Origin of the sequence: Shewanella sp. UCD-KL21 (genome assembly GCF_001957135.1) — a bacterium.
Taxonomy (GTDB): Bacteria; Pseudomonadota; Gammaproteobacteria; order Enterobacterales; family Shewanellaceae; genus Shewanella.
Map to the genome: position 1 here is coordinate 259,813 of NZ_MPHK01000003.1, position 13,771 is coordinate 273,583.

Annotated in this window: 7 protein-coding genes; 4 read left to right on the top strand and 3 right to left on the bottom strand. The window is 41.2% G+C overall.

Features of this window, described 5'->3' with window-relative positions; all coding sequences use genetic code 11:
- Positions 1-140: 140 nt before the first annotated feature.
- From BM739_RS04725 to BM739_RS04735, 3 genes are all read right to left on the bottom strand, one after another.
- Complete coding sequence (locus BM739_RS04725; RefSeq protein ID WP_076537830.1) at positions 141-2,036, bottom strand: glycoside hydrolase family 13 protein; 1,896 nt, start codon at positions 2,034-2,036, stop codon at positions 141-143.
- Between the two features lie 19 nt (positions 2,037-2,055).
- Positions 2,056-3,543 carry a tryptophan halogenase family protein gene (locus BM739_RS04730; protein WP_076537833.1) on the bottom strand — a complete coding sequence of 496 codons (1,488 nt, stop codon included), beginning with the start codon at positions 3,541-3,543 and terminating at the stop codon, positions 2,056-2,058.
- A gap of 85 nt (positions 3,544-3,628) precedes the next feature.
- Positions 3,629-6,352 carry a TonB-dependent receptor gene (locus BM739_RS04735; protein WP_076537835.1) on the bottom strand — a complete coding sequence of 908 codons (2,724 nt, stop codon included), beginning with the start codon at positions 6,350-6,352 and terminating at the stop codon, positions 3,629-3,631.
- Positions 6,353-6,853: 501 nt separating this feature from the next.
- On the opposite strand from BM739_RS04735, the gene BM739_RS04740 reads away from it, so the two are divergent.
- From BM739_RS04740 to BM739_RS04755, 4 genes are all read left to right on the top strand, one after another.
- Positions 6,854-8,494 (top strand): alpha-glucosidase, encoded by a 1,641-nt coding sequence (locus BM739_RS04740; protein WP_076537838.1) that lies wholly within the window; start codon positions 6,854-6,856, stop codon positions 8,492-8,494.
- Between the two features lie 130 nt (positions 8,495-8,624).
- Positions 8,625-9,896 (top strand): sugar MFS transporter, encoded by a 1,272-nt coding sequence (locus BM739_RS04745; protein WP_076537954.1) that lies wholly within the window; start codon positions 8,625-8,627, stop codon positions 9,894-9,896.
- Positions 9,897-10,057: 161 nt separating this feature from the next.
- The gene (locus BM739_RS04750; protein ID WP_076537841.1) at positions 10,058-11,275 is read left to right on the top strand and encodes an RsmB/NOP family class I SAM-dependent RNA methyltransferase; all 1,218 of its coding nucleotides are present in this window, start codon (positions 10,058-10,060) and stop codon (positions 11,273-11,275) included.
- Positions 11,276-11,526: 251 nt separating this feature from the next.
- Positions 11,527-13,758, top strand: a complete 2,232-nt coding sequence (locus tag BM739_RS04755; RefSeq protein ID WP_076537844.1) for an EAL domain-containing protein — start codon at positions 11,527-11,529, stop codon at positions 13,756-13,758.
- The last annotated feature ends 13 nt before the right edge of the window (positions 13,759-13,771 follow it).

Here is a 13,771-nt window from a genome sequence, read left to right on the forward strand (position 1 = left end):
TGACTCCCGTTAATAGCAGAGCTAATTTTATCGGTAAACTTACGCTGAATTTTTGTAAATACATATGCTTCTCGTGGCAGATTTATATTATTTAACTAAAGCCGATTAACAAGCTTTAGTTATGATCAAGAGTGTAACCGTTATTTGATTAACTTAAGAATAATGACACCTTTTTCTTTTAAAGTGAGCGGCTTAGTTAATGAATACGTTTGTTGTGTGATGATATCTTTAGCCACAGTATGTTGTTTAATCACTGGCGCGAAACGGCTTAAATCAAGCTCATATTCTTGCTGATTTTTATTGTAAATAATCAGTAAACTTTCTTTGCTGCCTGCATGATTATATTCGCGGGCTTGCAGGTAAACACCCTCTTTAGGGGCGAAGTGTTTAAGGCTGCCTTGTTGTATCGCTAATGAGTGTTTACGATAGTTTAATAGTGCGCGATTAAAGGCAAGGGCGTCTTGTTGCTGGGCGGACAAAGACGATGGTTTGAATACACTGAGTTTATCTTCAGCAAACCCGCCGGGTAAGTCACTGCGCACTAAACCGTCATTACGATCTTTTGTCGGGCTTTGCATCAACACTTCGGTGCCGTAGAATATTTGCGGAATGCGATTACTGGTTAACACATAGGACATGGCCATTTTATACAGGGCTAGGTCATTGTTCATTAGACTAAATAAACGATTAGTGTCATGGTTGCCTTCAAATAATACTAAGTCAGTGGGCTTGGCATAAACTACATCATTGGCGAGCATTTCGTATAGATTAATAAGCCCGCTGCCCCAACTTTCTTCGTCAGTTAAGCTTTTAATGAGCACTTCATAAAGTGGAAAGTCCATCATGCTCGGGGTATGTGAGACATAGCCATCAGCATTGTGTTTACCCGCTTGCCAGTAGCTTACTGTAATGGGGTTATCGCTCCATTCCTCACCAACAATATTAAAGTTGGGATATTCATCCATTATGGCTTTGGACCAAGTGGTTAAAAAGCCTTTATCAGCATAAGAGTAGGTGTCTTCGCGAATGCCACTGAGGCCGGCATATTCAATCCACCAAATGCTGTTTTGAATTAAGTAATTTGCCATGTAGGCATCGTTTTGATTCATGTCTGGCATGGTGTCGGTAAACCAGCCATTTTCGAATTCTGCAGTATCAGATGGCATAGCGTATGGATCTTGCACTGTAGTGCGATGGTGGCTGGTGTACATGATGTCAGTTTGAGTTTGCTGCCAGTTTGATTGGCCATTGACCCATGTGGCGGTGGGGAAGTCGCCCATCCATTTATGACCTGAGCCCATATGGTTAACAATCACATCTTTGATGATGCCAATGCCATATTGTTTAGCCTCTTCAACCAGGGTTTTATATTCTTGATTGCTACCAAAACGTGGGTCAATTTTATAAAAATTAGTGGTTGAATAGCCGTGATAAGAATATTGCGCCTGGTTATTTTCAAGTAGCGGGTTAATCCACAACTGCGTGACGCCAAGATCGTTTAAGTAGGGTAATGCTTTACGGATCCCGGCGATGTCACCACCATGGCGGCCATCTTTGTCGGCGCCATTGGCCAGTTCAAGCATCTGTGGGTGGTTATCGTTATCAGGATTACCATTAACAAATCTGTCAGGGGTGATGAGGTAGATAACATCTTTATTAGAAAACCCTTGGCGCTGGCGTGAACCTGCCGCTCGGGCCTGAATAGGGTAGTCAAGGGTTTGAACTAGCTGATTGTTATCAAACAAACCGATTTCAATAGTTTGCGGCTTGGCATTCGTTAAGTCTAAATCGATAAAAAGATGATTGTTACTTGCTGACTGATGAACCGCTTTTAGTGCCACATCGTCAGATTTAACAAGTTTGACCTCATAGCTGCTAATACCTTCGCCATAGACTAATAACTGCAATTGACTGTTTTGCATGCCTGCCCACCAAGATTGTGGTTCAACGGTGACATTATTGATTTCAGCAGTAGCAGCGCTAGTCATTAATAAACTAAGCATCAGCGATAGTGGAGCAAGTTTTCTAATAGTCATAAGTTTACCTTTGATGAAATTACAATTTATCGATAAATTGTTGATGAGACGGCATAGCGGTGACAGCTCTATTGATGATTTGCTTAATATTGCCCAGATAATCATGTAACTCTGCATCACTTACACTGTTAGCTAATGGGTTATAGTCTTTAGGCATAATGCCTTGGCCGAGCATTACCTGTATCCAAGCGGCTTCTGTAAACAATTCATCTTGGTAGCGACTGACTGTGCCAGTGGCTTTAAATAATTCAATTTTTTGTTTAAGACTGTCAGGTATGGCCATATCACGGCATTGCTGCCATAAATCATGGTGGGAGTTTTTCTGATTTAGGTGATAGTGCAAAATAATGAAGTCACGAATTTGTTCAAATTCTAGTTTTGATTGACGGTTAAACTCATCAACATTGGCTTGCTGAACGCCATTGTGGGGGAATAGTTTAGACAGACGTATGATGGCTGATTGAACTAAATGTAAGCTGGTGGACTCAAGTGGCTCTAAAAAGCCGCTTGATAAACCAATGGCAACACAGTTTTTATGCCACTGCTTTTCACGGCGGCCGGTTTTAAAATTGATTTTTCTGGGCTCTGCCAGCGGTTTTCCATCGAGGTTTTCAAGCAATAACGCTTTGGCTTGCTCATCAGATAAATATTGACTGCAATAAACTAAGCCATTACCAGTACGGTGTTGCAACGGAATACGCCACTGCCAACCTGCATCGTGGGCGATAGAGCGAGTATAAGGAGTTAATATTTCAGTTCGTTCACAAGGCACTGCATAAGCGCTGTCGCAGGGGAGCCAATGCTGCCAGTTTTCATAACCGACATCTAATTGCTTTTCAATTAGCAAGGCAGCAAAGCCTGAGCAGTCGATAAAAAAGTCAGCGCTAATTATCTGGCCATCTTTTAATGAGACAGATTCAATGCTGCCGTCATTGGCAAGGGTTGCGGAGGTGATTAAGCCTTCGATACGTTTAACTGACAGCTTTTCACTGTAGTCACGTAATAGCTTAGCGTAGAGGCTGGCATCAAAGTGATAAGCGTGGGTGATACCAGCTAATGGCGAGCCTTGAACGCGATCCATTATGGAGAATTTATTATTTTTAGCCGCTTGGTAATTTAATGAAAAATCCCAGAAATGATAAATATCAGTGGGTTTGGATTTGTTCCAGTAATGATGGAACTGGGTAAAGCCAATATCTTTACCTACATTGCCAAAGGCATGCATGTAGCTTTGATCTTGATTACCCCAATTTTCAAACTCAATACCCAGCTTGAAAGTTGCTTGGGTTTGCTTGATAAAATCTGCTTCTTTAATGCCTAATACATTATTAAATATTTGCAGTGGCGGAATAGTGGCTTCGCCAACACCAATGGTGCCGATATCTTCTGACTCGATTAAGGTGATGTTGAGCTGCTGTTTAAATAGCTTAACTAACATGGCGGCGGTCATCCAGCCTGACGTACCCCCCCCTACAATTACAATGTGTTTTATTTTGTTGTTATTCATAGTAATCGCCTCATTAAATAATGGGTTGATATAAAGTAAAAAAGCCCCTGTAACAGGTTACAGAGGCTTATTGGTCTTATGCAGATTAGAACTTGTAGTTCGCACCTAACATGTAGTTACGACCATAGTTTTGGTAATCACGCACATGACGAGCATCATCACCAGTATATGAAGTGAATGGCTCATTAGTTAAGTTACTCACTTGCAATAACACTGACAAACCATATAAGGCATCAATACCACTTTCAGAGAAGTCATAACCAATTTGCGCATCAACCACAGTCTCAGCTTTAACATTAACATTTTGACGAGTTAAGCTGATTGCGGTGACTTCACCTAAGAAGTCACTACGGTAGCGAGAGCTAACTCGTGCTTCAAAGCCAGAGTTTTCATAGTAAACCGTCGCATTGAAGGTTTTCTCTGAAAGACCTGGTAATTTTGTTGGCTCGCTATCAGAGGTTTCTTTAACTTCACTGTCGTTGTAAGAACCACTTAATACCGTACCAAAGCCTTCTAGCGCATCAGCCCACATACCAAAGTCCATAGAGAATGACGCTTCAATACCTTGAACATAACCGCCTTGACCGTTTTGCCATTGCTCAAATCGACCTACTGGGTTATCACCTGGGTTTTGAGGTGGAACGATGTCAGTAAAGTCAATAAATGCTGTTTGCTTATAAGTGTAGTTTTCTAAATCTTTATAGAATACCGCTAATGCAAAGTAGCCTTGATCGCTAAAGTAGTTTTCGTAACTGATATCGTACTGGCGTGCTAACCATGGGCGCAACTGAGTATTACCTGCATTACCAGACCAGTTTACGCCGTCAGTTGGGTTAGCTTCATAGCTATAACCAATGTTGGAGTTCATTTGGTCCATACGAGCTCGGGTTAAGGTACGGGCTGCAGAGACACGCAACATTTGACCTTCAGCAACTTCAAACCCTAAGTTAAAGCTAGGTAACCATTCAGTATAAGATGCGCTGTCGTAGTTGGCGTTAGTAACCAGTTCGCCATTTTCTAACGTAGACGCAGTACCATTAGAGCTTTGGTCTGTTTGAACGGCTTGAACACCAAAGTTACCTGTTAAAGGTACATCGTAAACGTCAGTATCAATGGTTGCCATAACAAAAGCGGTAGTGACTTCTTCGTTCACATCCCAAGAATTTACCGCACGACTCGCATCAACGTCAGCAACATCAGTTTCTGTGTAGTTGCCATCATTGTAGAAGGCTAAAGAGTCATAGCTTAATACATCGCCCATGCCAAAGAAGTCTAATGATGTTGATCTTAATAGGTATTTGTCAGGTACTGTCATCACATAGTTAGGATCAGTTCCATCATAGCCTTTAAGCGTTAGGAAGTAGCCTTTATCTAATTTAGATTTTTCACGCTCAGTGTAATTCACGCCAAATTCGATACTGCGAACAGCACTTTCATCAAACACATATTCAGCAGCTAAACGGAAAGATTTTAGTTCATCTTCAATTTCAGGTTTGTTAATGAAACCATCTTGGGTGTTGTTGCCCAGTGGGTTACCCCAGCCTAATGGATCGCCTAATTTGATGACATTTGGATCAGAATAATCTAAGTCATGAGTAAAGTTGTAGCTACCATCGCCATTGTAAGCAAAACCTAAATCGTCGACAGCGCCAACGCCTGTGCCACGACCGGTGCCACTGTAGCTTTCCATACCAATATCAGTACGTTCGGCTTTAGATAGACCGATGTCAGCTTCCACATTCCAGTTATCATTGATTTGAAATTTGTTATTCCAGCCAACTGATAGCGATTCAGCATCACGTTTGTTGACATCGTTACGTACAACTACTTCAGCGCCGCGAATAACCCCTTCAGTAACAAGCCCATTTTCGACGTTAGTTGCTTCTATGCCGCCGTTAGCACCCCAAGCTGCTGGTATTTCAATACCACGTAAACGTTGGTCATCAGTAAACTTAGAGTAATAAAGGTCTACTTTTGTTTGATAGAAATCATTTGGCGCATATTCAAATACTGCTAAAACACCATCGCGCTCAAGTTCTGATGAACGAACGAAAGGTTTTGCACCACCTAAAACACTTTCACCGGCATCATTTTCTGGGTAACCCCATGCTTGCCAGCGCTCTTCTTGGTTAGGTGACATCATTCGAGCGTAACCTAATGCGATACCAATAGTGTCATCTGCAAATTGGTCGATATAAGAAATGCTGCCACGGTAACCGGTATCATCAGAACCGCTATTTAATGCACCTAGGTCATTCATTTCACCACGAATACCGATAGCGAATGTTTGCTCGCCATGGGTTAGTGGGCTGATTGTTTGCATATCTACCGTGCCACCAATAGCTTGAGCCATAACGGTTGCATCCGGTGTTTTGTAAACAACAACGCGATTTAATAATTCAGAAGGGTATTGGTCAAATTCAACACCACGGTTATCGTTAACAGACGCTTGTTCACGGCCATTAAGTGTCGCTGTAGTGAAATCCGGCCCCATGCCGCGGATTGAGATGACGTTTGCGCGGCCATCAAGACGCTGAGCTGAAACACCCGGTAGACGTGCAAGTGATTCTGCGATACTGACATCAGGTAATTTACCGATATCTTCTGCTGAAATAGCTTCAACGATTGAAGATGAAGACATTTTTAATGATTGTGATTCTTTTAAACTACGACGAATACCAGTGACTTTTAAAACTTCAATTGATTCATCTGCAGTGACAGCATCTTCTGCTTCAGCAGCGTAACCGTACATACTTGTACTGGCAGCTACCATTGCTAACGTTAGTAAGCTTGGTTTAAATAGCGACATCCATCTTTCCCCTTCTGAATGGCCAGCAGCCCTTTATATAAGGTCGAGCTGCTAGATTTCTATTATTTATAATTACAGTCTTTATAGTATTTTTACTTCAGCTTGCTTAAATGACTGCATAAGCGCTGAGGTTTATTTCCACTTTGTTGCGGAACGGTAAAGATACTACTCCTAGCATTCTTTCATCGACAACGTTATGCATACGTATTCAAAGCTTTTGCAGACTGAAAACGGTCGTATCATCACTTTTTTTTAACATTCAGAAGCTTGTTGGTTGCTTATTTAAGTGGCTGAATTATATCACTTATGTTCTTGTTTTGTGTTTTTAAAAATTGTATTAATTCTTTGCATACGTATGCAGCTCTATTGAACCCGATTTCATTATTCACGTATCCTCGAGGCAATTAAATAATAATGACGACCAGTTACTAGGTCGCAACATAGGGTTAACCATGGGTGAGGTAGCTATATGGTTAATGCTTTTATTACAGAGGGCGAGTAATGAGTCAGTTATCATGGTGGCGCGGCGGAGTGATATATCAGGTATATCCACGAAGCTTAATGGATTCAAATGGCGACGGAGTCGGTGATCTACAAGGAATAATTACCAAACTTGATTACATTGCTAGTTTGAATGTTGATGCAATCTGGATATCGCCCTTTTTTAAGTCGCCAATGAAAGATTTTGGTTACGACATCAGTGATTACCTCGATGTTGATCCTATGTTCGGGACCATGAAAGATTTTGACGAACTGATAGCAAAGGCGCATAAGCTCAATATCAAAATAGTCATCGACCAAGTATTAAGTCATACATCTGAAGAGCATGCGTGGTTTAAGCAAAGTAAATTAAGTCGTGATAACGACAAAGCTGATTGGTATGTTTGGGCCGACCCTAAAGAAGATGGCACCGCGCCAAATAACTGGTTAGCAATTTTTGGTGGATGTGCTTGGGAGTGGGAACCACGTCGCCAGCAATATTACTTGCATAACTTCCTAAAAAGTCAGCCTGATTTAAATTTCCATAATCCAGAGGTTCGCGCCGCAGTGCTGGAAAATGTCGATTTTTGGCTTAAAAAAGGCGTTGATGGTTTCCGCTTAGACGCGATTACTTTTTGCTATCACGATGAGCAGCTGCGTGATAATCCTGCTAAACCCAAAGATCAACGCCAAGGTCGTGGCTTTAGTGAAGATAACCCTTATGCCTACCAGTATCATTATTACAACAACACGAGACCACAAACCGTCGGCTTTATTGAAGAGTTGCGGGCGCTTATTAATCAATACCCAGGTGCCGTGACCTTAGGGGAAGTGTCAGCAGAAGACTCCTTAGCGACCATGGCTGAATATACCCAAGGCGACGATCGATTGCATATGGCCTATAGTTTTGAGCTATTGACCAATGATTTTAGCGCTGCTTATATACGCCAAACAGTTGAAGAACTAGAAGCCAGTATTGGTGACGGCTGGCCGTGCTGGGCCATAGGTAACCATGATGTGCAACGTGTCGCCACGCGTTGGGGCAAAGGCGAAACTAATCCTGCCATGGTTAAAATGCTCAATGCGATGTTGTTTTCGCTGCGAGGCAGTGTCTGCAGCTATCAAGGTGAAGAATTAGGCTTAACTGAAGCGCCTATAGAGTTTAGTGAGCTACAAGATCCATTTGGGATTACCTTCTGGCCAATGTTTAAAGGCCGAGATGGCTGCAGAACCCCTATGCCGTGGGTGAGCGATCATCAACAAGCGGGTTTTTCTGACAGCAGTAAAACTTGGTTACCTATTCCTGCTGCTCATAAAGCTATGGCTGCTGATGTTCAAGAAGCCGATAGTCAGTCGAATCTACACTCATACCGTCACTTTTTAAAATGGCGCAAGCAATATCCTGCATTGGTGATAGGTGATATCGATTTTATTGATGGGACAAATGAGTGTAACAATAATATCTTAGCCTTTGTTCGCTCGTTTGAGTCTGAAAAAATGCTGGTGGTATTTAACTTAGATAATAGTGCCAATACATTTGATGCCTCAGCTTATGACATTATTGCAGTTAAAGATGGACACGGTCTTGAATCTGCATCCTTGCAAGCTGACGCTAAACTAACATTAAACGCATTTGGAAGTTTCTTTGCATTAATTAAATAATGTAACGATAAAACAGCAACTTAATCTGTTGCTGTTTTTATATTTGCTTTTGGTTTATAAAAACAAGATTCAGTTGCTAGCAGAGATGCTAGTAATTGGTGATAACAACGATAACAAGAGAATTCATATTATGGCTTCAGCTATTCCAACTGGTTCAACAACAGTGAGCAGTACTGGCGACGGGAGTTACCGTTTCGCCCTAGTATCGTTAACCTCACTGTTTTTCATGTGGGGATTTATTACCTGTTTAAATGACATTTTAATCCCTCATCTAAAGGCGGTATTTTCATTAAGTTACACTGAAGCCATGCTGATTCAGTTTTGTTTTTTTGGCGCTTACTTCTTAGTGTCATTGCCTGCTGGCAGTCTGGTTAAAAAGATAGGCTATCAAAAAGGCATTGTGTCCGGTTTAGTGATTGCGAGTATCGGTTGCGCCTTATTTTACCCCGCAGCAGCACTTGAAACCTACGCGTTGTTTTTAGGGGCATTGTTTGTATTGGCTTCAGGTATCACCATTTTACAAGTAGCTGCTAATCCTTATGTAAATGCACTGGGCTCTGAAGAAACAGCCTCAAGCCGCCTAAACTTAACCCAAGCCTTTAATGCATTAGGCACCACTGTCGCCCCATATTTTGGTGCAGTGTTGATTTTGTCAGTCGCAACGGGTGCGGTAGGCGAGTTAAGCCATGCACAAGCACAAGCAGAAGCAGACGTAGTAAAAATGCCATATCTATTTTTATCTGCCACGTTAGCGGTTTTAGCAGTGATTTTTTCGCAGTTAAAGTTGCCAGTTATCCAATCCCATAGCGCAGTAGAAACAGATGGTAAGGTTACTTACAAAGGTAAAACCAGCGCGTTGCAAAGCATTCATTTGGTATTGGGCGCTGTGGGCATTTTTGTTTATGTTGGCGCTGAAGTATCAATCGGCAGCTTTTTGGTTAACTTTTTAGGTGAAGAGCATATCGTTGGGCTTCAAGAAGCTGATGCAGCAAAATACATTACCTATTACTGGGGCGGGGCGATGATTGGTCGCTTTATTGGCTCAGCGCTTATGCAAAAAATACCAGCAGGCACCATGTTAGCCTTTAATGGTCTAATGGCTGCGGCCTTAGTATTAGTTGCGATTAATACCAGCGGTGAAGTGGCCATGTGGGCAATTTTAGCGGTTGGTTTATTTAATTCCATTATGTTCCCAACCATTTTTAGCCTAGCATTAAGAGATCTAGGCCCGCACACTTCGCAAGGCAGTGGCTTTTTATGTTTAGCGATTGTTGGTGGAGCGATCATCCCATTATTACAAGGGGTAATGGCTGATACTATGGGCATACAACCGGCATTTATTTTGCCTGTAGTGTGTTATGCATTTATCATATTTTACGGCGCTAAAGGCTCTAAAATGTAACCAACAAGCAGACGCTTTATATCAGGCAGCCTAATGGCTGCCTTTTTGTTATTTCACTGCCAATAAATAGGAATCAATACTTGCTTAAAAGGCGGTTAACTCCTATGATCCATGCGCTTTTTCTGTTTTATCTTATTTCCATAACTCGTTGAGATCCCCCAATGCTAACTTACCCGCTCTCAGGCAGTTCATCTGAACTGGTCATTAATGTGTTAACTATGGTGCTAACTGAAGGTAAACCTTTAGATCGTGCTTATTCACATAACTTTTCAGGTATGCAATATCCACCTGCGGAGCTAGCAAGAATTACTCTCGTTACTGGTGATATTTTGCGCCGTTTAAACCTTTACTGCTATTTGGTTGATATCAAAGTAGAAGATATCGAACGTACTGGCTCTAAGTTGTTAAACGGCTGGCATTTATTTCACGATCTTGATTTACCAAAAATGGAATATGCATTACAAGTTGATAGCGCGCAGTTTGCAGAGCGTCTAGAACTCGCAAAAGCGCAACCAGCATTATGGGATGGTTGCCCTGAATGGTTAGACGAGTTAGGTTCAGCCCAACTTGGCGAAAAATGGCCTGCCGAAAGAGCGGCTTTAGCTAAAGCGCCAAAGCGTTATATTCGTGCTAACAGCTTAAAAGGCACCCGTGAAGAATTAAAGCAACGATTGACTAAAGAGTTGGTCGCTACTGCAGAGGTTGAAGGCGTTGAAAGTGCGTTAGAGATACGTTCAGATTCTGCATTATTCAAAACCGATGCATTTAAACAAGGCTATTTTGAACAACAAGATGCTGGCTCGCAGCTCGTTGCTGCTGCAGTTGATGCAAAACCAGGTATGCGGGTTGTTGATGCTTGCGCCGGCGCTGGCGGTAAAACTTTGCACATTGCCGCACAAATGCAAGGTAAAGGTCGTTTACTTGCTATGGATGTCGAGCAATGGAAACTCGATAACCTCAAAATTAGAGCAAGAAGAGCAGGCGCCCATAATGTTGAAACCCGCATTATCGCTAGCAGCAAAACCATCAAACGGATGAAGTTGACTGCTGACAGAGTCCTACTTGATGTACCTTGTTCAGGTTTAGGGGTGTTAAAACGTAACCCAGATTCTAAATGGCGTGACACGCCAGAAAGGTTACCGGTATTAATTGAGCTACAAAAAGATATTTTGCAAAGCTATAGCCGAATGGTAAAAGTGGGCGGAATATTAGTCTATGCCACCTGTTCAATTATGCCTGATGAAAACCGAAATCAAGTTGATGCCTTTTTAGCTGCAAACCCACATTTTACATTATTAGATGATGAATTAATCTTGGTTGCTGAGCATGGATTTGATGGTTTTTATCTAGCAAGAATGGAACGCACAAGCGAAGTGTAAATTCATTGTTTTAAAATAAAATCATACCTAATAAAAACAGTGCAGTTAGATAACTTCACTGTTTTTTTTCTAGCTGCGATATATACCCAATAAAAAGTAGCATTGCTTTAGTGATAAATGTTAGTGACTAGTCGTAGAGATTCATAAGAAACAAATAGTTACTAGCTTATTGTGCAATTAACCTTAAGAGTGAATAATCTGCATTAACGGTAAGTGGTAAAGTCAGATGGTTTATTCTCAAAAGGAATTTTATGGATAGCGGGCAAACTTTTGCATCACAATCAGCAAACTATGATGTACTAACAACGCGCGTTTCACGTCATGACCGTTATAGCCAAATACTTACCATGCTGTTAGCTGGTTCCCCGTTACGAGAAATTCTGCATTCATTAGTTTTATCAATAGAAGCGCAAAAGATCGGTACCAGGGCGTCAGTGCTGTTAATGAGCAATGACAAAAAAAGGTTGTTATCTGGCGCTGCCTCCAGCTTACCTGAACAATATAATCAAGCTATTGATGGCATCGAAATTGGGCCTAAAGTGGGCTCTTGTGGCGCTGCTGCAACCAGTGGTTTAAGGGTTATTGTTGAAGATATTGCAACTCATCCCAATTGGGCTCTTTATAAAGAACTACCATTAAAAGCTTGCTGGTCTGAGCCCATTATTGACTCTGCAGGCGAAGTACTTGGCACTTTTGCCATGTATTATGATACCCAAAAGTCTCCATCTGCATTAGATCTCGACTTGATCCAAGAGGCTGCACGTCTAGCGAGTTTAGCCATTGAGCGTAGTCAAGCACTGCACTTACAAAGACTTACCAGTAAAATATTCAGTAAGCTGCCTATGGGCTTATTGATCGTTAACGAAAACAATACCATTTTGTTTATTAACCCTGAGTTTAAAAGTATCTGTGGCGATATTACTGTTGACTCAGAGAGCTTTGAACCAAAGAGCTTTTTCGAACATTCTCAGCAAGAAAATATCACGTCTTTAATGAAAAACCTTGCTATCGGTAAAACTTGGCAAGGTGAGTTAACAGGCCGCAAACGTAATGGCAAGACCTTTGATGCTGACGTAACAGTAACCTCATTTAGGGATTACCATGGTGAACAAAATTGCTTTTCATGGTTGATCAGTGATATCAGTGAACACAAAGATGCAAGCAAGCTTATTCATTTTCAGGCTAATAATGATGCATTAACTTGTTTGGCCAATCGTCGTTATTTTGTTAACAAAATCTATGATTATGTTTGGCAGCAAGAGCGCAGCAAGCAAACTGAGGTAGGTTGCTCAATCATATTGATGGATATTGATAATTTTAAATTTATTAATGACAGTTTAGGTTATGAATGCGGTGACAGATTATTAATTGAGGTCTCAAAAAGATTAGCCCCTCTGTTTTCAGAGCAGTGTATTTTTGCAAGAACAGCAGGTGATGAATTTGGCGTCTTCTTACAAGGTAAGATGTCTGCAAACGAGCTAATAAAGCTTGCCAAACAAATCAATCAGGTTGTAAGCAATGTCACTTGGCTTAATAGTAAAACTATTCAAGCTTCAATGAGTATTGGTATTGCTCGTTATCCTGATGATTCCACGGAAGTAGATGCATTGGTAAATTGTGCTAGCCAAGCAATGCATAATGCCAAACGACAAGGTCGCAATGGCTATCAATTCTTTGACCAAAGCATGCAAAAGAAAGCCGAAAGAATCGCTTATTTACAGATGGAATTAACCAAAGCCGTAATTAATCAATCTTTTGAGTTATATTTTCAGCCTATTATGTCGGCTCAATCTACGCGAGTAGAGATGGCCGAATTATTAATACGTTGGCAACTTAATGGCGAGTTTATCTCTCCTGAAGAGTTCATTCCCATTGCAGAGCAGTCAGGCCAAATTGCAGCTATTGGTAATTGGGTTAGGGAGCAAGCGCTTGATTTTATATATCAACATTGGCTACAAGGTCAGTCAATTTCATTATCAGTGAATGTTTCCACCAATGAGTTTATGACGGCAGACTTACAGCACCAATTTATAGCGTGCTTTGAAACATATATTGCCGCTAAATCAATTGTTAATTTTCCTTTTCACTTATTAACCATTGAAATTACAGAATCACTGATGATGGAGCAACACGAAAAGATCGAGCAACTACTAAATCACTTACGCAGTTGGGGGATAAAAATAGCCGTGGATGATTTTGGCACAGGTTATTCGTCATTATCTTATCTGGCTAACTTCCCTGTGGATCAAATCAAAATTGATAAAAGCTTTATTCAAAAAATTGAGCAGGGCCCTAGACATAAGGCGCTAGTGGAAGCGATTACGACCATGAGCCATGCTCTTGATTTATCAGTCACTGCAGAAGGTGTTGAAACCCAAGCGCAACTCGACTTTGTTAAGCAAAACAATGTTGATGCTATTCAAGGCTACTATTTCTATAAGCCTTTGCCTAAACAGGCGTTCATTAAATTACTTGAACAATAAACTCAGCAATAGT

Coding starts and splice junctions, on each gene's coding strand:
- BM739_RS04725 (WP_076537830.1), bottom strand. CDS start 2,036: ATGACTATTAGAAAACTTGCTCCACTATCGCTGATGCTTAGTTTATTA.
- BM739_RS04755 (WP_076537844.1), top strand. CDS start 11,527: ATGGATAGCGGGCAAACTTTTGCATCACAATCAGCAAACTATGATGTA.
- BM739_RS04730 (WP_076537833.1), bottom strand. CDS start 3,543: ATGAATAACAACAAAATAAAACACATTGTAATTGTAGGGGGGGGTACG.
- BM739_RS04745 (WP_076537954.1), top strand. CDS start 8,625: ATGGCTTCAGCTATTCCAACTGGTTCAACAACAGTGAGCAGTACTGGC.
- BM739_RS04735 (WP_076537835.1), bottom strand. CDS start 6,352: ATGTCGCTATTTAAACCAAGCTTACTAACGTTAGCAATGGTAGCTGCC.
- BM739_RS04750 (WP_076537841.1), top strand. CDS start 10,058: ATGCTAACTTACCCGCTCTCAGGCAGTTCATCTGAACTGGTCATTAAT.
- BM739_RS04740 (WP_076537838.1), top strand. CDS start 6,854: ATGAGTCAGTTATCATGGTGGCGCGGCGGAGTGATATATCAGGTATAT.